Genomic DNA, 22512 nt, shown 5'->3' on the forward strand with positions numbered 1-22512 from the left:
TCCGGTACGGGTGATTTACTTGCGCACTTCGCGCTGGAAGATTTCCAGGCTGAGCTTCTTCATTTCGATGAAGCTGGGTTCTGACAGCGTCGCCACCGTGCGGGGGCGCGCGTCGCGGTAATCCACGATCTCCGCGACCCGGGTGGGCCGCTTGGTCAGCAGCAGCACCTGGTCGGCCAGGTACACGGCTTCCTCCAGGTCGTGCGACACCAGCAGCATGGTGGTGCCGGTCTGCATGAAGACCTCCTGCAGCTTTTCGCGGATGAACAGCGTCATCTCGAAGTCCAGCGCGGAGAAGGGCTCGTCCAGGAACAGCACCTCCGGTCCGGGCGCCAGCGCGCGCATGATCGAGGCGGTCTGCTGCTGTCCGCCGGACAGTTCATAGGGGTAGCGGTTCAGGTCGAACTTGACGTCGAACGAGGCCACCAGCTCGGCGACCCGCGCATCCACCTCGGCCTTGCTGCGGCCTTCCAGGCGCAGCGGGTAGGCGATGTTGTCGATGGTGCGCAGCCACGGGAACATGGCCTCGCGGTAGTTCTGGAAGACGTAGCCGATCTTGGTCTGAGCCAGCGACTTGCCGTCGAACAGGATCTCGCCCGAGTCGATCGGAATCAGGCCGGCGATCATGTTGATCAACGTCGACTTGCCGCAGCCGTTGGGGCCGAACACCGAGACGATCTTGCCCTTGGGGATGTCGAGGTTGAAGTCCTCGTACAGCGGCCAGCCGGCGAAGTACTTGGTCAGCCCGCGTATGGTGATGTGGGTGCCCAGCGGGCCGGGCTCGAACGGCGCGGCGGCAGGGCCGGGGGCGATGACGGGATTGAGGACGGTGGACATCAGCGGCCGCTCCAGTGGACCACGCGCTTTTCCAGCACGAGAAAAAGAATGTTCAGCACATAGCCGAGCGCGCCGGCGGCGAGGATGGCCGCATACATGTCGCGCACGTTCAGCACCTGCTGCGCATTGATGATGCGATTGCCCAGGCCGCTGTCGGAGCCGATGAACATTTCGGCCACGATCACGATGACCAGCGCCATCGACACGCCGCTGCGCAGGCCCACGAACGTGGGCTGCAGGCTTTCCCAGATCAGCACGTCCTTGAAGATGCGCCAGCGCGACGCGCCCATCACGCGCGCCGCCATGACACGCTGCTTGCGGGCGTTGATGACGCCGTAAGCGCTGTTGAACAGGATCACCAGCACCGCCGCGAAGGCCGCGATGGCAATCTTGTTCATGTCGGTGACGCCGAAGATCATCAGGAACAGCGGAATCAGCGCGGAAGAGGGCGTGGAGCGGAAGAAATCAATCAGAAACTCCACGCTGCGATAAGCCTTTTCGTTGCTGCCCAGCAGCACGCCCAGCGGCACGCCGATCACGCCCGCGATGAGGAAGGCCTGCAGTGTGCGGTTCAGCGACGCCAGGAAGTCCGCCAGCAGCGGGCCGCCCGCCATGCCCTTGACCAGCGCCGCAAGCGCCGCGCTGGGCGTGGGCAGCAGCACAGGGCTGACCAGTTGCAGGCGCACCACCAGGTCCCACACCACGAAGAGCGCCAGCGGGCCGATCAGCGGCAGCAGGCGGCTCGTGTCGAATTTGCGCAGGGGCCGCGCTGTCGCGGCCGGGCCGGCCGCGGTTGTTGCAGTGGTTGCGGTCATGGCTTAGCCCTTGTAGAGCATGGTCGAGACGTCGACCTTCTGGGCGAAGACGCCCTTGTCGGCGAACAGGTCGAAGAATTTCTGGAAGTGCTGGATGTCGCCGGGCGTGAACTCGTTGTAGAGGGTGTAGGCGGCCAGCGGCACTTCCTCGGTCATCGGACCTTCGATGGCGGTGTAGCCCTTGAGGTAGGGGCGCGCCTCTTCCGGCTTGCTGCGGATCAGTTCGATGCCGCGTGCATAGGCGGCGATGAATTTCCTGCTTTCCTCGGGATGCTTCTTCAGGAAGGCGGTGGTCAGCGATGCCGACCCGCCGAACCACGGCGCCATCGGATCGCCCAGCACGTACTTGGCGATGACGCCCGATTCCAGCACGCGGGTGGTGCCGTTCAGCCTGCCCACCGTGCCCGTGGGCTCCAGCGTGTAGCAGGCGTCCAACTGGCCGGCGGCGACCGCGGCGACGTGCTGGCTTATCGCCAGCTCGACCACGGTCGCCCCGGTTGCGCCGGCGCGCTCCAGCACTGCTTTGGCCAGCGTGGCGTTCTGGATGCCGGGTCCAGATCCGACCTTTTTCCCCTTGAGGTCTGCGATGGATTTGATGGGACTGTCTTTCGCGACGATGAACTCGTCCAGCACGTGCTTGGCGTTGCTGGGATTGGACGCAAAGATCTTGAACAGGCCGGGCGAGGCGATCTCGCCGATGGCCAGGTTGGCCGAGCCGGTGCCGTTGGCGCTGCCGTCCGCGCGGCCGGCCAGCATGGCTTCCATGACCTGCTGCGCGCCCGCGAATTTCAGCGGCTCGACGTTCAACCCGGCCTCCTTGAAATAGCCCTTTTCCAGCGCCGCGTAGAACGGCAGGCCGGCCGCCACGGGCCAGAAGCCGATGCGGATGACGGGTCCCGACTGCGCGCGCGTCAGCGCCGGCGCGGCCAACGTCGCGGCGCCCAGCGCGGCGCCCTGGATCAGCCGGCGGCGGGTGGCGTTGAAGGCATGGGGCGCGTTGCGGTAGATCATGAGGGAGCTCCTGGTGTGCAAGGAAAGTGGCGCTTGTAGACAAGCTGGCATACCAGGCATCAAGCAAGAGCCGTGCCAACTTCGTCCGGGGCGGCAGGCGCCCAGGGAGCGTGGCGGGCCGGCCTCGCGCTGGTGCCTCGCCTGAACCACATTGGTGCACGGCGCACCATTGAAGGGGACATAACCAGCCCTGTGTCGCGCTGCGCGCGATGGCGTAGCATGTGGGCGGATCGGAGCGTGCTGCTCCGGGTTCGTGAACCCTTGCGCGACGCCCTGGCTGCGTCATACCGAGATGAATACGCGTTTTGTCGAAGCCTTTCTGTGGTCGGCGCGCCTGGGCAGTTTCCGGGCGGCGAGCGACCGTCTGCACATTACCCAGGCCGCCGTGGCCAATCGCATCGCGTCGCTCGAAGAGGACATAGGCGCGCGCCTGTTCGAGCGCGACGCCAAGGAGCTCAGGCTGACGGCCACCGGCACCCGGCTGCTGGACTATGGCGAACGACTGCTGGAGATCCGCCAGCAGATCCTGTCGCTGGGCAAGGGCGGCGACGAGGTCTTCGGCCTGGTGCGTATCGGCGCCATCGAGACCGTGGTGCACACCTGGCTGATCGGCTTCCTGACCAATCTGCGCTCCACCTACCCGGGCATCGAGGTCCAGCTCACCTCCGAAACTACGCGCGCGCTGCACCGGGGCTTGCGCGAGGGCACGCTCGATATCGCGCTGCAGACGGACCTGCTGAACGACAGCGGCATCATCAGCACCGCCTGCCTGCCAATGGAGATGGGCTGGGTCGGACCGGCCGGCGACGAGGACGCTCTGAGCGCGCAGCAGCTGCTGAGCGAGCCGGTGCTGACCATGAGCCCGGGATCGCAGCCGCACGAAGCGCTCAAGGCCCTGTACCGCGAAGTCGGCATGCCGCAGGGCAAAGTGCACTGCGTCAGCTCGATCTCCGCGCTGGCGCGGCTGGTGCGCAGCGGTTTCGGCCGGGCGCTGGTGCCGCTGCCGCCCATCTATGAATATGTGGCGCGAGGCGAGGTGCAGATCATCCGCTGCGACATCCCCGTGCCGCCCCAGCTGCTGGTGGTGAGTTATCTGGAAAGCGCCGGGTCGGACGCGATCCGCCTGGTGGCTGAACTCGCCAGCCGCGCTTCGGACCAGTTCACGTCGTCGGTCACTGCGCCGCGATTGGGTTCGGCGCAATAGTGTTATCCCTAGGGCGTCTTTCAGTAATTTTGTTGCCGCGCAGAAGAATTACTCGTTTGTCCCGGGGCAGCCGGCCGGCTGAAGATGGAGCCTTCCGTAATCGAAGGAATTTCCTGTCTTCCGCCCATGAGCACGCGCACCGAATCCACTCTCCCGCCGCACGGCCTGCTGTTCGTCGCCACTGACGCCGACCCCGCCCACGAAGCCGATTTCAACCGCTGGTACGACCGCGAACACGTGGAAGAACGTGTGCGCATCCCCGGCTTTCTGTCGGGCGCGCGCTACCTGTCGCGCGCAGGCGGCCGCAAGTATCTGGGCCTGTATCGCACCGAATCGCTGGCCGCCTTCACCACGGCGGACTATCGCAAGGCGTTCGAGCGCCAGACCGAGTGGTCGGTGACCAACCTGGACCGCATGCGCGACCCCATGCGCCGCGTGTGCGCCGTGCGGGCCGTGACGGGCTTTGGCTCCGGCAGCGAGATCGCGGTCCTGCCTCTGCCGGCGACGAATGACAGCGAAGCGCTGGTGGCGCGGGCGCAGGCGCTGGGCGCCGAACTGGCGCAGGCGGACGGCTTCGTGCAGTCCTACCTGCTGGTGCCGGACGCGGCGCTCAGCACGCCGCTGCCGCGCGAGTCCGCCGAAAACCGCGTGCTGGCGCCGCTGTTCGTGGCGGAAGCGAGTTCCGCGGCCGCCGCTCGCGTCCTGCGCGACCGGGCTTGCAGCGCGTTCGATACCGATCCCGCGGGCGCCTGGCTGCTGGAACTGGGCTGGAAGCTGACAGCCGCCGACCTGCGCTGAGCCCATTGCGGCCAGTCACCAAACATCCGATTCAAGGGGAATCCCATGGCTGAACAAACGCTATACGGCGCCGCGGCGGTCAAGACCGCGGCAGCGCCCAACAAGATGCGCAGGCTGGCCCTGGCCAGCTCGGTCGGCACCACGCTGGAGTGGTACGACTTCACCATCTACAACCTGATGGCTGCGCTGGTATTCAACGCCATCTTCTTTCCGTCCTTCGACCCGCTGACGGGCACGATCCTGGCGTTTTCCACCTATGCCGTGGGCTACGTGTCGCGGCCCCTGGGCGGCTTCGTCTTTGGCCACCTGGGTGATCGGCTGGGACGCAAGTTCGTCCTGGTCGCCACCCTGGTCATCATGGGCGTGTCCACCGGCCTGATGGGGTTGTTGCCGACCTACGCGTCCTGGGGCGTGTGGGCGCCGGTGGCCCTGGTGGCCTTGCGCTTTGTACAGGGCGTGGCGCTGGGCGGCGAATGGGCTGGCGCGGTGCTGCTGTCGATGGAGCATGGCAAGCCGGACCAGCGCGGGCGCAACGCTTCCTTCACGCAGATCGGTCCGTCCTGCGGCACGCTGATAGGCACGGGCTTCATCGCCGCGGTCTCGGCCTTCCTGAGTCCCGAGGACTTCCAGGCCTGGGGTTGGCGCGTGCCCTTCGTCTCCAGCGTGGCGCTGGTGCTGTTCGGCCTGTGGCTGCGCCGCGGGGTGGAGGAAACGCCCGTGTTCCTGGAAATGGAGCAGAAGCGCGAAACCGCCGCCACGCCCATCAAGGAAGTGCTGGGCCAGTACTGGCGGCAGCTGCTGATCGCGGGTGGCTCGCGCATCGGCTCCGACGTGCTTTATGCGTTGGTGGTGGTGTTCACGCTGACCTACGTCACCACGGTGCTGCACCTGTCGCGGCCCATGGCGCTTACCGCGACCATGCTGGGCGCCGCGCTCAACGCGATAGCGGTGCCGCTGTGCGGGCATCTGTCAGACAAGATCGGCCGCCGTCCGGTGTATCTGGCGGGCGCGGTACTGGGCATGATCTGGGCCTTCGTCTTCTTCGTGCTGATGGACACCGCGCATCCCATCGCCATCTGCGCTGCCGTCGTGGTGGGCCTGCTGATCCACGCGCTGATGTACGGCCCGCAGGCCGCCTTCATCACCGAGCAGTTTCCGGGCCGTGTGCGCTATGCGGGTTCGTCCCTGGCCTACACCCTGGCCGGCATCGTCGGCGGCGGGTTCGCGCCGCTGATCATCGCCAGCCTGTTCAAGTCCTGGAACTCGACCTTTGCCATATCGCTGTACGTGGCGGCGGCGCTGATCGTGACGGCGGTGGCGGTGCTGGCTGCCAGGGAAACGGCGAAATCTCCGTTGCAACGCTGAGGCGCATCTAGGCCGGCCTGGCGCCGCCCGGACTGGAGTCCGGACGGCGCCTGGTGGTTCAAAGAAATGTCAGGTATCTGACTTTATTCTGAACACCAAACGAAAATTGTTTACACTCTCATCCTCAAAATTCGAGGTTGAGCGGGCCGCCGTGGGGGCGGGATCCGTTCCTGTTACGGGAGAGAGTCGATGCGCAAGTTGCTGTTGGGAGCGGTGTTGGCCGCTGCGGTGTTCGGGGGGACGGCCCAGGCTGCGGCCGAGCCCAAGGCCGTGGTCGCCACGTATTCGGATCTGGCGCTGGCCGGCTACGAAGACTCGCTGACTTCCGCCAAAGCCCTGCGCACCGCCATCGACGCCCTGATCGCCAAGCCCAGCGCCGAAACGCTGAAGGCCGCGCGCGAGGCCTGGCTTGCGGCGCGCGTGCCGTACCAGCAGACCGAGGCGTACCGCTTCGGCAACCCCATCGTCGACGATTGGGAGGGCCGTGTGAACGCATGGCCGCTGGACGAAGGCCTGATCGACTACGTCGACGCCTCCTACGGCACGGAAAACGACGAGAACGCCTACTACGCCGTCAACGTCATCGCCAATTCCAAGATCTCGGTGGGCGGCAAGACCGTCGACGTCAGCAAGATCACGCCCCAGCTGCTGTCCGAAGTGCTGCATGAAGCCGACGGCAACGAAGCCAACGTGGCCACGGGCTACCACGCCATCGAATTCCTGCTGTGGGGCCAGGACCTGAACGGCACCGGCCCCGCGCCGGCAGACCGCAAGGGCACGCCGCAGGAACGCCATGCCGGCAACCGTCCGTACACCGATTTCGATCCGAAGCAGTGCACGGGCGGCCACTGCGAACGCCGCGTGCAGTTCCTGAAGGCCGTGACCGATCTATTGGTGACGGATCTGGAAGAGATGGTCGGCAACTGGAAGAAGGACGGCGCCGCGCGCAAGGCCGTCGAAGAAGATCCGAAGGCCGGCCTGATCGCCATGCTGACCGGGCTGGGCAGCCTGTCCTACGGCGAGCTGGCCGGCGAACGCATGAAGCTGGGCCTGATGCTGCATGACCCCGAAGAAGAGCATGACTGCTTCTCGGACAATACGCACAACTCGCACTATTACGACCAGATCGGCATCCGCAACGTCTACCTGGGCAGCTACACCCGCATCGACGGCAAGACCGTCTCGGGCGCCAGCCTGTCGGAACTGGTGAAGGCCCGCGATCCCAAGCTGGATGCAGAGGTTCGCGCCAAGCTGGACGCCACCGTGGCCGCCATGCAGGCGATGAAGACGCGCGCCGAAACGGTCGAAACCTACGACCAGATGATTTCGGACGGCAACAAGGAAGGCAATGCCGTGGTCCAGGCCGCCATCGACCGCCTGGTCGACCAGACCCGCAGCCTGGAGCGCGTGATCGCCCTGCTGGACCTGGGTAAGGTTGCCATCGAAGGTTCCGACAGCCTGGACAAACCTGACGCCGTATTCAAGTGAAACTCGTTTTAGCCGCCGTACTGGCGGCGTCGGCCCATGCCGGCGCCGCCGCCGCTCCAACCGGGCGTGACGACCTCACGCCCGAAGATCTGAAACGCGTGACCGCCATCACGGCGCCCACGCGCGATTTCTCCAAGGTCGAGACCTTCGAGACCATGCAGGCTGGGGCCGCCACCACCAACAAACTCATCAACGCCGACATCTTTTCGCAGCCGTCGGCCAACATGAGCTTCGAAGGGCGCCAGGAATTCCAGGTCGGCAACGGCCTGTTCCGCAAGGACTGGGTCTCGGCGCCGGCTTCCACGCAGGCGTCCGATGGCCTGGGCCCGCTCTTCAATGCGCGTTCCTGCCAGGCCTGTCACACCAAGGACGGACGCGGCACGGTGCCGGGCTTCGATCCTTTGGAACGTACCGATGCGGTAGCGCTGTTGCTGCGCCTGGCGGTGCCGCAGGGCGCCGACCGCGGCCACCCCAAGCTCGCGCCGGGCGAGATCGCGGCCTTGCCCGAACCCGTTTACGGCGTGCAACTGCAGAACTTCGCGGTCGCGGGCCTGCCCGCCGAAGGCCGCATGGAGATCGAATACCAGCCGGTCCCGGTCGCGCTCAACGGCGGTGAAACCGTCACGCTGATGAAGCCGGCCTACCGCATCGAGAACCTGGGCTATGGCCCGATGCGTGCAGACACGCAGATCTCGCCGCGCCTGGCGCCGCCCATGATAGGCCTGGGCCTGCTGGAATCCATCCACGAAGCCGACATCCTGGCCAACGTGGGCGCGGACAAGCGCGACGGCATTGTCGGCAAGGCCAACTGGGTCACCGACGCGCGCACTGGCGCGCGCGTGCTGGGCCGCTTCAACCTGAAGGCCGGCCAACCCACGGTCGAGCAGCAGAGCGCAGCCGCCTTCTCCAACGACATGGGGCTGTCCACGCCTCTGTTCCCTCAGCATTCCGGCGACTGCACGCCTTCTCAGAAGCAGTGCCTGGACATGCCGCACGGCGCGCAGCCGCGCTTCGGCCCCGAGGAAGTTCCGGCCAAGCTGATGGACTTCGTCACCATCTATTCCACCAACCTTGCCGTGCCGCAGCGCCGTGACGCCGACGATGCGCGGGTGCTGGCCGGCAAGAAGCTGTTTTACGAAGCCAATTGCGTCGCCTGCCACGTGCCCAAGTACGTCACCAGCCGCAACGCCAAGCAGCCCGAGCATCGCTTCCAGCTGATCTGGCCTTACACCGACATGCTGGTGCACGACATGGGCGACGATCTGGCCGACGGCGTATCGGACGGGCTGGCCAATGGCCGCGAATGGCGCACGCCGCCGCTGTGGGGCATCGGCCTGACCAAGACCGTGAACCCCAATGCCACCTGGCTGCATGACGGACGCGCGCGCACCTTGCTGGAAGCCGTGCTGTGGCATGGCGGCGAGGCCAAGCCGGCGCGCGATCGCGTGGTGGCGATGACGCCGGAAGAACGCGCCGATCTCATTCGTTTCCTGGAGTCGCTGTGATGGCCGGATTTGCAAAGCTGATGTTCAAGCGCGCCGCGGCCGCGACGCTGGTCCTGGCCGCACCCTCGGCCGCGCTGGCCGCGCCGCCCTCCGACCTGGGCGAGCGCCTGGCGCGCGATTACGCCCGTCCCGCCGTGGCCAGGATGGTTGACGCGGCGTCGGCGCTGGACGGCGCGCTGGGCGGCTGGTGCGCGCAGCCCGGCGCAGCCGACGCGAAGCGCGTCAAAGAGGCTTTCGAAAATCTGGCCCTGGCGTGGTCCGGCATCGAGTTCCTGCGCTTCGGCCCGCTGGTGCAGGCCAACCGCTACGAGCGCCTGGCGTTCTGGCCCGATACGCGCGGCGTCATGCCCAAGCAGGTGCAGGCGCTGATCACCGCCCAGGACGGCGCCTTGCTCGTGCCCGGTGCACTAGCGGGACGCAGCGTGGCCGTGCAGGGCCTGCCCGCGTTGGAATACGTGTTGTACGGCGAGCCGGCCTTGCTGCGGCAGGATGGCGGGCAGGTCGGCACCTACGCCTGCGATTACGCCCGGGCGGTGGTCGCCAACGTCAGGCAGATCTCGCGCGATGTAGCCCAGGCCTGGAGCGCCGAAGGCGATTTCGGCCGGCAGTTTGCGCAACCCAAGGCCGGCAACGACCTGTACCGCGACCAGCAGGAAATCGCGGCCGAGGCCATGAAGTCGCTTTCCACGGGATTGCAGTTCGCACGCGACGTGAAGATCCTGCCGGTGCTGGGCGACACGCCGGAAGCGGCGCGGCCCAAGCGCGCCGCATTCTGGCGCAGCCAGCTGTCCACGCGCCTGCTGGCGGCCAACCTGGAAGGGCTGCAGGCCTTCTACCAGGCGGGCGCCTATGCGCTGCCCAAGGGCGATGCCTGGATGGCCGAGTCCGTGCGCGGTGAACTGGCCAGCGCGGCGCGCACGCTGCTGGATGTGCCAACGCCGTTGGAGCAGGCCCTGGCTCAGGAGGACGGGCGCAGGCAACTGACGCTGGCGGCGCTGACCCTGAAGAACGCCAAGGCCATCGTCGACGAGAATCTGGCGCCGGCCCTGGGCGTCACGATCGGATTCAATGCGCTCGATGGCGATTGACCGGCGCCGCTTCCTGTCGCTTGCGGCCGCGCTGGGCCTGGCTCCGGCGGCGGCGTTGGCGGCTGCGCCCAAAGACGGCGAAGTCCTGTACCTGAGCGCGCGCAAACGCGGCGGGCGCGACGAAACCGCGCTGCTGGACGCCGCCGGGCATGACCGGCTGGTGGTGCCGATGCCCGCGCGCGGACACAGCTTCGCCATCGATGCCGCGGGGGAACGCGCGGTCGTCTTCGGCCGCCAGCCGGGCTTCTTCGCGCTGGCCTTCTCGCTGCGCGGCGGCGAGCCCCAGGCCTTGCCCATGCACGAGGAACGCCACTTCTTCGGCCATGGCGCCTACGTGGACGGCGGCCGGCTGCTGGCCGCCACCGAAAACGATTTTGAAGCGGGCCGGGGCGTGCTGGGGCTGTACGACGCCTCGCCCGGGGGCGCATACCGCCGTATCGGCGAATTCGACAGCGGCGGCATCGGTCCGCATGAAGTCGTGTTGATGCCCGACGGCAAGACGCTGTGCGTCGCCAACGGCGGCATCCTGACGCATCCAGACTACGGCAAGCTGGAACTCAACCTGGACACGATGCGGCCCTCGCTGGCCTACATCGACGCGGCCAGCGGCGAGCTGCTGGAAAAAGTGGAGCTGGAGCCCGCCTTGCACCGCCTGTCCATCCGCCACCTGGCGCTGGCCGCCGACGGCTGCGTCTGGTTTGGCTGCCAGTACATGGGTCCGGCCTCCGACCGGCCGGCGCTGGTGGGACGGCACAGGCGCGGCGCGCAGCTGGAACTGTTCGAAGGACCCACGCAGGCGCTGCGCCAGATGCGCAATTATGTCGGTTCGGTGGCGGTGGATGCCGCGGGCGCCGTGGTCGCGACATCCAGCCCGGTGGGCGGGCAGGTGATCTACTGGGACGCGGCCAGCGGTCGTTGCCTGGGCACGACCGAACTGGCCGATGGCTGCGGCGTGGCGCCGGCCGCCGGAGACGGCTTCCTGCTGAGCAGCGGCCTGGGAGCGATGCTGCGCACCGACGCGTCCGGCAAGGAGCAGCCCGTGCTGGCGCCGTCGCGCGAGGTCTCCTGGGACAACCATTTCCGCAAAGTTCCGGCGCGGGCCTGAACCCGCGTGCTTACAAAGCTTGACACAACGGGGCCGCGATGCGGCCCTTATCGCAAGCGCCATCTGATAAAGTTTTCGGCTGCTTTTTTCAGGCCGCCAGGCGTCCGTTGCCGGGACGCTGCGCGGCCTCAACTTTTCCGCAGGAGTATCCATGGAAGAAGCCTTGAAAGAATTTAACGCCTGGGCTCCCAAGCTGGTCGACCTGGGCCTCAATCTGGCGGTTGCGCTGCTGATCCTCATCATCGGCTGGTGGGTGTCGTCGCTGCTGGGCAGCTGGGTCCGCCGCGCCGCGACGCGCTCCAAGAAGATCGATCCGACCATCGTGCCCATGTTCTACAGCACGGTGGTCTGGACGGTGCGCATCTTCACCGTGATTGCGGTGCTGGCGCGTTTCGGGGTGCAGACGGCCAGCCTGATCGCCGTGCTGGGCGCAGCCGGCCTGGCCGTGGGCCTGGCCTTGCAGGGCACGCTGCAGAACATCGCCGCCGGCATCATGCTGTTGATCCTGCGCCCGATACGCGCGGGCGAATACGTGGCGCTCAGCACCGGCGTGGACGGCACGGTGGAAGAGGTCGGCCTCTTCCTGACGCGCCTGATCCAGGTCGACGGCATCCATCTGACCTTGCCCAACAGCACGGTGTGGAACGCCACGATCACCAACTACAGCCGCAACAAGACGCGCCGCCTGGATATCCCGGTGCCGGTGCGCTATGGCGACAACCTGGAAGTGGTGGTGGCCAAGCTGCGCGCCATCGTCGACGCACGCCCGGAAACGCTGAAGGATCCCGAGCCGCTGGTGAAGGTGGTCGACTACAAGGAGAACGGCGTGGTCGTGAACGTGCGGGTATGGACCGAGTCGGCCAAGTACTGGGACCTGCGCTGGGGCCTGTACCAGGACATCCGCAAGTCGCTGGAAGACGCGGGCTTCCAGCCGCCGATCCCCATGCGCGAGATCCAGAACGCCAAGCCGGGAGCCGCGGCCTGAAGCAGGTGGCCTTCCCTGGAATGACAATGGGCGCCCCGCTGGGCGCCCCTTTTTTTTGCCGGCGGCAAGCAGGCCTCAGGCCTGCATGGACAGGCGCGCCAGTTCGTTCTTGATCCAACCGGCGATTTCGCGCTGGCGCTGGGCCGGCATGCGGTCGATGATGGCCGTGACGCTGACCGCCAGGATAGGCGCGCCCTGCGCGTCCAGCAGCGCGCAGCCCACGCCCAGTGCGCCGCGCACCGCGTGGTTGCCCACCACGGAATAGCCGCGGGCGCGGGTGTTTTCGATCAGGCGGAACATTTCCTGCGGCGTCATGCCGCCGTATTCGTCCAGCCGGCCCGAGTTGCGCTCGACGATGCCGCGCGCAACGTCGTCGGGCAGGGCGGCCAGCAAGGCCATGCCGCCCGATCCCACCCCCAGCGGCTGGCGCTTGCCGGCGTAGGTGGCCAGGATCTGCACCGGATAGCTGCCGATCTCGCGATGCAGGCTGATGGAGTCGTCCTCTTCGCGCACTACCAGGAATACCGCGTCGCCGGTGCGATCGGCCAGGCGCCGCAGCACGGGCAGCAACTGGCGCACGCGCGGGTCGCGCGAGCGCGTGTCCGGGTCCACCGCCAACTGGGCGCGGTACTTCTTGGTGCCGGTCACGGCCAGCACCAGCCCGGCATCCAGCAGGGCGGCCAGCAGGCGGTAGATGGTGGGACGCTGTATGCCCGTGAGGCGGGCGATATCGGTCACGCTCAGGCCGTCAGGGCCCTGGTCCCGCAGGGCGGCCAGGACGGCCAATCCGCGCCGCAATGTGCGTGGGCCCGCGGCCGCGGCGTCGCTATCTTGCATGAAAATCTCTGAAAACTCGGGTTATTACGGAATATTCAAGGGAAAACCACTGTCCGTGCTGTGGACTCTACCTTGATGCAGTGCATGTGTATAGCTCAGAATGCTGCATCGAACAATTCAAATCGTCCATTCAATGGACAGTACCTGCACGGAGACTCTATGACTACAGGTCAAAAGCCTGGACTGCGGCGCATTGCCGCCACCCTTCTGGCTACCGCCGCAAGCGCATTCGCAATGGGTTCGGCCCATGCCGCCTATCCCGACAAGCCCGTCCGCATCGTGGTCGGTTTTTCCGCCGGCGGCACCACTGACGTGATCGCCCGCATCATGGCCAAGGAGCTGACCGAAAGCCTCGGCCAGTCCTTCGTGGTCGAGAACAAGCCGGGCGCCGGCAGCAATATCGCCACCGACCAGGTAAAGCGCGCAGACCCCGACGGCTACACGCTGCTGTTCGTGGCCGTGACCAGCGCCATCAACCAGACGCTGTACAAGAACGTCAATTTCGACCTGACCAAGGATTTCACGCCGGTGGCGCTGGGCGCCAAGGTGCCGAACATCCTGGTGGTGAACCCGACAGTGCCCGTGAAATCGGTGCAGGAACTGGTGGACTACGCCAAGAAGAATCCCGGCAAGCTGGCGTTCGCCTCGTCCGGCAGCGGCACGTCCATCCACATGGCGGGCGAACTCTTCAAGATGCAGACCGGCATCGACGTGCTGCACGTGCCCTACAAGGGCAGCGCGCCGGCCGTGACCGACCTGATCGGCGGCCAGGTGCAGTTCATGTTCGACAACATGCCGTCGGCCTGGCCCCACGTGCAGTCGGGCAAGCTGCGCGCCCTGGCCGTGACCACGACCGAACGCTCCAAGAGCGCGCCTGACGTGCCGACCATGAAGGAATCCGGTTTCGCCAACTTCGACGTGTCTTCGTGGTTCGGCCTGATCGCGCCCGCCGGCACGCCGCCGGAAGTCGTCAACAAGCTCAACGCCGCCATGGTCAAGGCCCTGGACAAGCCCGAAGTGCAGCTCAGCTTCGAGAAGCTGGGCGCCGTGGGCGTGAAGACGACGCCGGCCGAATTCGGCCAGTTCATCAAGTCGGAAGTGGAAGGCTGGGCCCCCGTGGTCAAGGCCTCGGGCGCCAAGGTGGACTGATGTTCGATTTCCGGGCGGCAAGCCGCCCGGCAAACCTTGCTGGGGGACAGGCGTAAGCCTGCGCCCCTATTTTTTTGCCCCGCCGTTGCGGCGCGCCGTGGCCAGCATGGCGGTGCAGACCCCGCGCATCATGTCCACCTCGTCGCGGCTCAGCGCAAGGCGGGAGTACAGGTGCCGCATGCGCGGCATCAGCTTCTTGGGGTGGGCAGGATCCAGGAACTGCACGCCGACCAGCGCTTCTTCCCAGTGCGCCAGGAAGGCCTGCACTGCCTCGCCCGAAGCCGGCGCCGCGCCGCGCGGCGCCTCTTGCGCGGTGGAGGCCGGCAGCAGCGCCGCGCCCTGGTCCACCAGCAGCGCGTAGCGCAGCTCCCAGGCGGCCAGCTGCAGGGCCTGGGCCACGTTCAACGAGCTGTACTCAGGATTGGCAGGGATATGGCAGATGCGGTGGCACAGCGCGATCTGGGCGTTGGTGAGCCCGGCGCGTTCGGTGCCCAGCACCACGGCGGCCACGCCTTCGGCCGTTTCGCCCAGGTGGGCGCGGGCCAGTTCGGCCGCCTGGCGGATGTCGCAGGGCGGGGGGCCCAGGTCGCGTACCCGCGCGGTCAGCGCGAAAGCCATGGTGACCGGCGCCAGCGCTTCTTCCAGGGACCCGTAGATGCGGGCGTTTTCCAGCACGTCCAGCGCGCCGCTGGCGAGCGCCACGGCCTCCGGCTGGCTTGTTACATCTGGAAATTTAGGCTCGACCAGAACCAGTTCGGAGAAGCCCATCGTCTTGATGGCGCGGGCCGCCGAACCCACGTTTCCGGGGTGGCTGGGGTTCACCATAACGAAGCGAACACGTGAAAATGCTTGAGTCATTTAAAATGGCACGTTTGGCTTAGTGCCTTCCTGGTTTTTTGGGTCGATTTCCCCCTGTCGGGGAACGGCGGACCGGGGGGCGGCAAGCGGCCTATCATCAAGCCAACTCATCGCATTCGTACGGAATTTTATGCACCCGATGCTCAACATCGCCATCAAGGCGGCCCGGCGTGCCGGCACCATTATCAACCGTGCCAGCATGGATTTGGAACGACTCAGCGTGGCTCGCAAGGGGCCGCGGGATTATGTCACGGAAGTCGATCGCGCCGCCGAGGAGTCGATCGTCGAGACGCTGCGCGCGGCTTACCCGGACCACGCCGTGCTGGGCGAGGAATTCGGCCTGCAAGGCCCCGACCAGGCGGAATTCCAGTGGATCATCGATCCCCTGGATGGCACCACCAACTTCATCCACGGCCTGCCCAACTACGCCGTGTCGATCGCGCTGACGCAGCGCGGCCAGGTCACGCAGGCGGTCATCTATGACCCGACCCGCAATGAACTGTTCACGGCCAGCCGTGGCAGCGGCACCTTCCTGAACGACCGCCGCGTGCGCGTCTCGGGCCGTACCCGCTACCACGAGGCCCTGCTGGGCGCGCACTGGCCCAACTCCGGCGATCCGGAACAAGGCTCCGCGCGTTTCCGCCAGATGGCCGAAGGCAGCACCGGCGTGCGCCGCCTGGGCTCCACCGTGCTGGACCTGGCCTACGTGGCCTGCGGCCGCCTGGACGGCTTCTGCGGCGTGGGCCTGAAGGCCTGGGACCTGGCGGCAGGCAGCCTGATGGTGCTGGAAGCCGGCGGCCTGGTGGCCGACTTCGACGGCGAGCAAGGCTGGATGGACAGCGGCAACGTGCTGGCCGCCAGCCCCAAGATCTTCACGCAGATGCTGTCCTCGCTGAATCCGCCTTCGGCGGCTTGAGGCGGAACGCTTCCGCCAGAATGAAATAAACCGGCCATGGCCGGTTTTTTCATGCGCGGGCGCAGGCTCAGCCGGCCTGACCCTGCAATACCAACTGCCCATCCTCCGCCACAAACCACGCGCGCAGCCCCAGCTCCCGCACCACCGCCTGCGTCGTTTCCAGCGGCATGTTCGAGAAAGCCGTCGATAGGGCATCGGCCATGGTCGCGGACGGCGCCATGACGGACACGCTCAGGTATCGCGGCCGCGCGCGGCCGGTGCGGGGATCGAACAGATGCGTGTACCGGCCCGCGGGGTCGATGGCGGTGCCATAGCCGCCGGAAGTCGCCAGGGCCTGGTTCGTCATGCTGGCGCTTGCGAGCAGGCGCGCCGGGTCGCGCGGGTCGGCGATGCCGACCTTCCAGGGCTGCGGCGTAGCGTTGCCGTCCAGCCCCTGTATTTCGCCCATGTCTACCAGCGCCCGTTCCAGCCCGCCGCGCCTGAGCAGATCGGTGACACGGTCGGTGATGTAGCCCTGGGCGATGCCGTTGAGCGTGATGCCCATGCCGGGCCGCAGCAGTTCGATGCGGCTGTCGTCCAGCATCACGTCGGCATGCGACACGCGCGATAGCGCCTGCGCGATGGCCTGGGCCGGCGGACCGTCGGCGGCGGCGCCGGGCTGCGAGAAGTGTTCGGCATACAGCTGCCACAGCGGCTGCACGGTGGGATCGAACATGCCTGAGGTCAATTCGCTGTAGCGCCGGCTTTCGCTCAAGAGCCGCAGCAAGTCGGCCGGCGGATTGTCCAGGAAGCCCTGGCGGTTCAAACGCGAAAGCGCGCTGTCGTCGCGATAGAGGCTGAAGATGGCTTCCAGCCGCCGCAGTTCCTGCAAGGACTGCGCGATCAGGCGCTGGGCCGCTGCGGCGTCGGGATGGTAGAGACGCAGCTCGGCATCGGCCCCCAGCGCCGTGCCTTGCCAGGTGATGGGTGCAATCGAGGCGGCGGCGCGGCGCGCGGCGACGGGGGCCAGTGCCAGCGCGCTGGCTGCGGCGGCGATGCCGATGAAACGGCGGCGGGTAGGGTTCATGGCGATAGGTCTGTAGAGGCGCGGGCTATTGGGCGAAGACATAGCTTTCCGGCACGTCGGCAAAGGTGACGACGCGGCCGCCGTGGGTATCGGCGAAAGCCTGCGCATGGTCGCGGCGGGAGAAGGGGATGGCATCTTCGGCGCCCATGCCGCCGATGTAGCGGCCTTCGATGACGTAGTACGCCTGCCGCGCGTCGATCCAGGCCGCCGGGTCCGGCGCGCCGCCCGCGCCCGCGGTGGACATGTCGTTGACGTAGATGGCGCTGATGCCCTTGGGTTCTTCGGGCAGCAGGGTGTAGGCGAAGACCTGCTTGATCGAGGAGAACCACACGGGCGCGGCCTGCCCCTTGACGAATATCTGTCCCTTGGGACCGTTGTGTTCGCTCAGCGCCATGCCGCAGTAATGGCCGACGGACTCCGTCGTCACGGCCTGCGGCGGAGGCGCGGTTTCGGGCGCGGCGCCGCTGCCGCAGCCCGCGGCCAGCAGCACGATGGAGGTGGCCAGCATGAGTCGCAGGGATTTCATAGCGGTTTGTTCCTGAAAGCGGCGGTCGCCAGCAGGAACGGCACGGCGATCCACAGCAGCAGCGCCGCGACCAGCGCGGCGAGCGGCAGGCTGGCCTGGTCGCTCACGCCCGCCATGCCGGCATACAGCGAAATGTTCTCGAAGCCCGTCAGGTTGAGCAGGCGGTATACGTCGGACGGGTTGAGCAGCAGCAGCGCGTTGAGCAGGCCGGGGCTGACGTGGCGGCCCTGGTCGGCCGCCAGCACGCCCAGCAGCGCCATGTCGTAGATCACCACGAAGAACAGCCAGACGCCGACGGCGATGCCGGCGGCCGTGGCGCGCTCGCGCACCAGCGAACTGATCAGGTAGCCCATGGCGAGAAAGCTCGCGCCCAGCAGCACGCTGGCGCCGATCAATAGGGCGAACGGCTGCCAGGCGCTGGGGTCCAGGCCGCCGTAGGCCCATTGCAGCGTCAGCCCGGCGGAACCGTAGCCCGCGCCCGTGGCCAGCGCCAGGATGGCCAGGTGGCCGATGAATTTGCCGATCAATACCTGGCCGCGCGAAACCGGGTAGCTGAGCAGCAGCGCCATCGTGCCCCGGTCGACCTCGCCGACCACGGCGTCATAGGCCAGCAGCATGGCAATGAGCGGCACCAGGAAGATCGACAGGCTGGACAGGCTGACCACCGTGACGGTCAGCGGCTCGGCCTTGACGGTGCCCGTGGGCGAGCTGCCCAAAAGGCCCAGCGCCAGCGCCAGCGCGGCCAGCAGCAGGGCGGTCGCCAGCACCCAGCGATTGCGCAGGCCGTCGCGGATTTCCTTGCCGATGATGGTGCATACCGCGTTCATACGTCTTCCCGTTCAAGCAGATGTGCATAGATGTCGTCCAGGCCCGGGACCTGGATGTCGAGGTCGGCGATGGCCGACGACAGTGCGCCGATGCCGCGGATCGCTTCGACCTTGCCGCTCTCGGGGCAGGCCAGTTCAAAGCGCCCGGCATCGATGCGGCGCCAATCGCCGCCGGGCGGCGGCGCGCTGGCATCGGCAAAGGTCAGGCGGATGCGGATAGGCAGCCCGGTGGAGCGCCGCAGCGCCGACATCGCGCCGTCGGCGATCTTTTTTCCGGCCTTCATCACGACGATGCGGTCCGCATGGCCGGCCAGTTCGGACAGGGCGTGCGTGCTCAGCAGTATCGTGGCGCCGGCCGCGCGCAGTTCGTGGACGATGTCGTAGAACATCAGGCGCGAGGCGGGGTCCAGGCCGGTGGTGGGCTCGTCGAACAGCAGCACGCGGGGCTGGCCCAGCAGCGCCTGCGCCAGCGCCAGGCGCTGCCGCATGCCCTTGGAGTAGCCGCCCACGCGGCGGCGCGCGGCGCCGGCGATGCCGACCTTCTCCAGCAGCGCGGCGTTGCCCGACAGCGGCTGGCGCTTGAGCCTGGCGTAGAACGCCAGGGTTTCCTCGCCGGTCATCGAGGGATGCAGCGCCACGGTCTCGGGCAGGTAGCCGATCCGGCCGCGCAGGCGCGCCGCGGCGGGGCTGTGCGCGTCCTGGCCGAAGATCGCGACGCGGCCGCGGGTGGGACGTATCAGGCCCAGGATGAGCTTGATCATCGTGCTCTTGCCGGCGCCATTGTGTCCGGCGAGCGCAACGCATTCGCCTTCGCGCAGCTGCAGGTCCAGGCCGTCGATGGCCTGATGCGCGCCATAGTGCTTGCTGACGCCGGTAAGCGCCACCAGGTCGGTGCTCATGGGGATTCCTTGGTGCTTGCGGTGGGCGGAGGCTGCATCAGCGGGGCGCTGTCGATCACGCCGCCTGGCAGGATGGCGGGAAACTGCGACTGGGCCCAGCGCACGATGGAAATCGACGGGCTGTTCAGCAGGATGCGGGCCGCCGGCGCGCGCCACAGCAACTGGTCGACCACGTCGTTCGGCCGGTAGGCGGTGTCGGCGATGCCGTCGCCGTCCAGGTCGAACGCGGTGTTGTCGCTCCAGTAATTGCCGCGCCCGTCCACCGACCAGTCCAGTGTGCGCGTGCCCACGTACTTCACCTGGTTGCGGTTGTTGATGAAGGCGTTGCCCGAGATCCGGTTGCCTTCGGACCCGGCCGTGAAATGCACGCCGATGTCGCAGTTGGAGAAATGGTTGTCCAGGAAGGTGTTGCGGTTGGCGTTGTAGATGAACACGCATTTCCCGGCGCGGTCCACCGTGTTGTTGGCGATCGTGGAATGGTTGGCGTAGTTCAACATCAGGCCCTGCTCCTGGCTGTCCAGCGCGACGTTGTCGCGCACCACCAGCCGGTGCGAATACATGATGGCGTAGGCGATGTCGGTGCCAGTGGATACGTTGCCGCTGATCTCGCTATCGTTGGTGTACATGTAGTGCACCGCGTAGCGCAGGTCGTGGAAGCGGTTGCCGCTGAACGTGTTGAGCTTGCTGGTGTTGACGAAGATGCCATCGCGGCCGGCGGATATGTCGTTGTCCAGCACGCGCGTGCCTGGCGTGTTCCACAGCGTCACGCCGTTGCCTCTCTCGGCCACGCGCAGCTCCTTGTTGCCCACGATGCGGTTGCCGCGGACGGTAGCGTCGGCTGGCCCCCAGACGTGCACGCCGACCAGGTTGTCCAGGACGTCGTTGCGCTCCACCAGCGCGCGGTGCGCCTCGCGGTCCAGGAAGATGCCGGCGTCCATGTCGGACAGGCTCAGGCCGGAACGCGTGACGGTCAGGTTGCGCAGCGACACGTCCGCGGCCGTGACCCAGACGGTGCGCCCCTGGCGCGTGCCGGCGATGACGGCCGAACGGTCCTGGGGGCCTTCCAGCGTCAGGGGCTTGTCGATGACGATGCCGCCGGCGTAGGAGCCGGGCGCCAGCCGCAGCACGTCGCCGGCCGCGGCAGAGGCGATCGCCGCCGTCAGGTCGGCGCCCGCGGCGATCTCCACGGTCGCCGCGGCCGCCGCGCCCGACAGCGCCAGCCCGGCGGCCGCCAGCAGCGCGGCGCCGGCGGTCCTGCTTGCGCTCATCCCAAGGATTGCGGCGAGCTTCATTTGCGCTACGCGGTCTTCTTGGGATGGACGACCATCTGGCCGGACATCTCCATGTGCAGGGCGTGGCAAAACCACTGGCAGTAGTACCAATACACGCCCGGCCGGTCCGCCGTGAAGGTGACCGAGGATGTGGCCTGCGGCCCGATCTCCATGGCGATGCCATGGCCTTCGAGCGTGAAGCCGTGCGTCAGGTCCTCGATCACTTCCATGTTCGTGACCACCACGGTGACCTCGTCGCCCTGGTTGACCTCGAACTTCTTGATGCTGAACATGGGCGCGACCGCCATCATGTACACGCGCACCTTGTTGCCGTCGCGCACGACCTTGGCCGCATCGTCCAGCGAAACGCCGTCCTTCTTGGCCATCTGGCGGGAGTCTTCCCACATTGGGTCGTCGCGCTTCCAGACGCTTACCGGATGGACCTTGGAGCGGTGCACCAGGCACATGTCGTGCGGCTCGGCGAAGCTGGGGCCGTCATGCACCAGTTTCATCTCGTCGCCGGAAATGTCGATGAGCTGGTCGTTCTCGGGCTTGAGCGGGCCGACGTTAAGGAAACGGTCCTTCGAGAACTTGTTCAGCGACACCAGCCATTTGCCGTCGGCCTCGCGGGTCTCGCCCATGGTCGAATGGTTGTGACCGGGCTGATAGTGCACGTCCAGCTTCTGGATGATCGGGTCGACCTTTTCGCCCTTGTAGGCGCGCTTTGCCTTGTCGATGTTCCACTTGACCATCTGGCTGTCGATGAACAGCGTGGTGTAGGCGTTGCCGCGGCCGTCGAACGCCGTGTGCAGCGGCCCCAGGCCCAACTGCGGCTCCGCCACCACGCAGTCGCGCGGCTTGATCTTGTCGTCGAACAGATCGTCCAGCGTGCGCACGTCCAACACCGTGACGGTGGGCGAGAGCTTGCCGTTGAGCACCAGGTGGATGCCGTCGGGCGCAGCGTTGCAGCCGTGCGGCGAGTTCGGCACGGGGATGTAGCGGGTGTACTTGGAACCGTGGCGTCCGTCGACGACCGGCACGCCGCCCATCATCTTGAAGTCGCCATTCTTGACGGCTTCCTCGATGCGCTTGATGTTGAACACCACGACCCAGTCCTGCTCGTTGGCCGAGGCTTCTTCCACCGTGACGCCCTTCTCCGAGTTGTAGCAGGTGGAGAACGAGTACTTGCCCTGGTAGTCGGCGTCGCCGTTGTCCAGGTTGCCGTCGACCAGCACCTGCCAGGCGACCTTCATGGTGTCGCCGTCCAGGGCGGTGTAGATGGCGAAGAAGTTCTTCTTGGGATCGTCCGTCACCTTGCCGTCGTTGGGCAGCGGGATGATGTGCTCGCCGTTGGCGAAAACGTAGCCCGTGCGCGGGTAGCGCTGCGGCCGCAGGCCATGCACGCCGGAGACGTTGGGTAGCTCGGTGATCTTGTCCGTCTTCATTACATCCAGGCGGATGCGCGCGACGCGGTTGTTGGCCTTGTCGTTGATGAACAGATAGCGGCCGTCGTAGGTGCGGTCGGTGAAGGACAGGTGCGGGTGGTGCGCGTCGCCGTTGATGAAGACGCCGCCCTTGTCCTTCAGGTACTCGCGGGTTTCGGGCGTGAGGCCTTCGGTCAGGATCTTGCGGCTTTCATTGGTGCGGCCCCAGCCGGTGGCGCTGCAATGGTTGAAGACCGGGATGCGCACCAGTTCGCGCATGGAGGGCAGCCCCAGCACGCGCACCTCGCCCGACTGGCCGCTGGAATTGAAGGCATAGTATTCGTCCAGCTCGCCGGGCGCGACGTGGCCCAGCACGCCGTTCGCGCCGCCCTTTGCATCCTTGCCGTGGGCGGTGGAGATCTGCGCCCCGGCCACCAGGCCGGCGGCGCCCGTGATGGCTGCGGTGCCGAGGAAGCTGCGGCGGGTGAGGCCGGCCTTGTCGGGATTCTTGTCTGACATGGATAACTCCTTGGTAGGG

21 protein-coding genes are annotated in these 22512 nt (G+C 66.9%); 10 read left to right on the forward strand and 11 right to left on the reverse strand.

Annotated features, from left to right (window positions below; translation table 11 throughout):
- Positions 1-15: 15 nt before the first annotated feature.
- From IB257_RS23005 to IB257_RS23015, 3 genes are read right to left on the reverse strand one after another with little or no spacing between them, the layout of a single operon-like run.
- Positions 16-837: an ABC transporter ATP-binding protein gene (locus tag IB257_RS23005; RefSeq protein WP_192492878.1), complete on the reverse strand. Its 822-nt coding sequence runs from the start codon at positions 835-837 to the stop codon at positions 16-18.
- Positions 837-1652, reverse strand: a complete 816-nt coding sequence (locus IB257_RS23010; protein ID WP_054453219.1) for an ABC transporter permease — start codon at positions 1650-1652, stop codon at positions 837-839. The genes IB257_RS23005 and IB257_RS23010 overlap by 1 nt, the downstream gene beginning before the upstream one ends.
- Before the next feature lie 3 nt (positions 1653-1655).
- Entirely contained in the window at positions 1656-2663 is a 1008-nt protein-coding gene (locus tag IB257_RS23015; protein WP_054453217.1) for an ABC transporter substrate-binding protein, read from the reverse strand.
- A 292-nt stretch (positions 2664-2955) separates the two neighbouring features.
- On the opposite strand from IB257_RS23015, the gene IB257_RS23020 reads away from it, so the two are divergent.
- From IB257_RS23020 to IB257_RS23055, 8 genes are all read left to right on the forward strand, one after another.
- Positions 2956-3867: a LysR family transcriptional regulator gene (locus tag IB257_RS23020; RefSeq protein WP_054453214.1), complete on the forward strand. Its 912-nt coding sequence runs from the start codon at positions 2956-2958 to the stop codon at positions 3865-3867.
- Between the two features lie 126 nt (positions 3868-3993).
- Positions 3994-4665 (forward strand): DUF4286 family protein, encoded by a 672-nt coding sequence (locus tag IB257_RS23025; protein WP_192354997.1) that lies wholly within the window; start codon positions 3994-3996, stop codon positions 4663-4665.
- A 45-nt stretch (positions 4666-4710) separates the two neighbouring features.
- A complete protein-coding gene (locus tag IB257_RS23030) occupies positions 4711-6030 on the forward strand; it encodes an MFS transporter (protein WP_054453211.1) in 1320 nt (439 codons plus the stop codon).
- A gap of 189 nt (positions 6031-6219) precedes the next feature.
- On the forward strand, positions 6220-7518 hold the full coding sequence (locus IB257_RS23035) for an imelysin family protein (RefSeq protein WP_175161752.1): 1299 nt from the start codon (positions 6220-6222) through the stop codon (positions 7516-7518).
- Complete coding sequence (locus IB257_RS23040) at positions 7515-9023, forward strand: di-heme oxidoredictase family protein (protein ID WP_119450067.1); 1509 nt, start codon at positions 7515-7517, stop codon at positions 9021-9023. The genes IB257_RS23035 and IB257_RS23040 overlap by 4 nt, the downstream gene beginning before the upstream one ends.
- Positions 9023-10111, forward strand: a complete 1089-nt coding sequence (locus IB257_RS23045; RefSeq protein ID WP_175181866.1) for an imelysin family protein — start codon at positions 9023-9025, stop codon at positions 10109-10111. The genes IB257_RS23040 and IB257_RS23045 overlap by 1 nt, the downstream gene beginning before the upstream one ends.
- On the forward strand, positions 10101-11216 hold the full coding sequence (locus IB257_RS23050; RefSeq protein ID WP_054453204.1) for a DUF1513 domain-containing protein: 1116 nt from the start codon (positions 10101-10103) through the stop codon (positions 11214-11216). Before IB257_RS23045 ends, IB257_RS23050 begins: the two co-directional genes overlap by 11 nt.
- 151 nt (positions 11217-11367) lie before the next feature.
- The gene (locus IB257_RS23055) at positions 11368-12201 is read left to right on the forward strand and encodes a mechanosensitive ion channel family protein (protein WP_054453202.1); all 834 of its coding nucleotides are present in this window, start codon (positions 11368-11370) and stop codon (positions 12199-12201) included.
- Between the two features lie 75 nt (positions 12202-12276).
- On the opposite strand, the gene IB257_RS23060 is transcribed toward IB257_RS23055, so the two are convergent.
- Positions 12277-13038 (reverse strand): IclR family transcriptional regulator, encoded by a 762-nt coding sequence (locus tag IB257_RS23060; RefSeq protein ID WP_054453200.1) that lies wholly within the window; start codon positions 13036-13038, stop codon positions 12277-12279.
- Between the two features lie 159 nt (positions 13039-13197).
- Here IB257_RS23060 and IB257_RS23065 point away from each other — a divergent pair, with 159 nt between their 5' ends.
- Positions 13198-14187, forward strand: coding sequence for a tripartite tricarboxylate transporter substrate binding protein (locus tag IB257_RS23065; protein WP_054453198.1), 990 nt, complete (start codon positions 13198-13200; stop codon positions 14185-14187).
- Positions 14188-14253: 66 nt separating this feature from the next.
- Here the strand turns inward: IB257_RS23065 and IB257_RS23070 are convergent, their stop codons facing one another.
- Positions 14254-15045, reverse strand: coding sequence for an RNA methyltransferase (locus tag IB257_RS23070; RefSeq protein ID WP_119450064.1), 792 nt, complete (start codon positions 15043-15045; stop codon positions 14254-14256).
- Positions 15046-15175: 130 nt separating this feature from the next.
- Between IB257_RS23070 and IB257_RS23075 the strand changes: the two genes are divergently transcribed.
- Complete coding sequence (locus IB257_RS23075; RefSeq protein ID WP_054453195.1) at positions 15176-15961, forward strand: inositol monophosphatase family protein; 786 nt, start codon at positions 15176-15178, stop codon at positions 15959-15961.
- A 67-nt stretch (positions 15962-16028) separates the two neighbouring features.
- Here IB257_RS23075 and IB257_RS23080 read toward each other — a convergent pair whose 3' ends face one another.
- From IB257_RS23080 to nosZ, 6 genes are read right to left on the reverse strand one after another with little or no spacing between them, the layout of a single operon-like run.
- Positions 16029-17027 carry an FAD:protein FMN transferase gene (locus tag IB257_RS23080; RefSeq protein ID WP_192492879.1) on the reverse strand — a complete coding sequence of 333 codons (999 nt, stop codon included), beginning with the start codon at positions 17025-17027 and terminating at the stop codon, positions 16029-16031.
- Between the two features lie 25 nt (positions 17028-17052).
- Positions 17053-17553: a nitrous oxide reductase accessory protein NosL gene (locus IB257_RS23085; RefSeq protein ID WP_119450062.1), complete on the reverse strand. Its 501-nt coding sequence runs from the start codon at positions 17551-17553 to the stop codon at positions 17053-17055.
- Positions 17550-18380 carry an ABC transporter permease gene (locus IB257_RS23090; RefSeq protein WP_192492880.1) on the reverse strand — a complete coding sequence of 277 codons (831 nt, stop codon included), beginning with the start codon at positions 18378-18380 and terminating at the stop codon, positions 17550-17552. Before IB257_RS23090 ends, IB257_RS23085 begins: the two co-directional genes overlap by 4 nt.
- A complete protein-coding gene (locus IB257_RS23095) occupies positions 18377-19279 on the reverse strand; it encodes an ABC transporter ATP-binding protein (protein WP_054453189.1) in 903 nt (300 codons plus the stop codon). Before IB257_RS23095 ends, IB257_RS23090 begins: the two co-directional genes overlap by 4 nt.
- Complete coding sequence (locus IB257_RS23100; protein WP_225589090.1) at positions 19276-20547, reverse strand: nitrous oxide reductase family maturation protein NosD; 1272 nt, start codon at positions 20545-20547, stop codon at positions 19276-19278. The genes IB257_RS23095 and IB257_RS23100 overlap by 4 nt, the downstream gene beginning before the upstream one ends.
- A 29-nt stretch (positions 20548-20576) precedes the next feature.
- Positions 20577-22493, reverse strand: a complete 1917-nt coding sequence (gene nosZ, locus IB257_RS23105) for a TAT-dependent nitrous-oxide reductase (RefSeq protein ID WP_192492881.1) — start codon at positions 22491-22493, stop codon at positions 20577-20579.
- Positions 22494-22512: the final 19 nt, after the last annotated feature.

It is taken from the genome of Achromobacter sp. ACM03 (assembly GCF_014851665.1).
GTDB classification, from domain to species: Bacteria; Pseudomonadota; Gammaproteobacteria; order Burkholderiales; family Burkholderiaceae_B; genus Achromobacter; species Achromobacter aegrifaciens.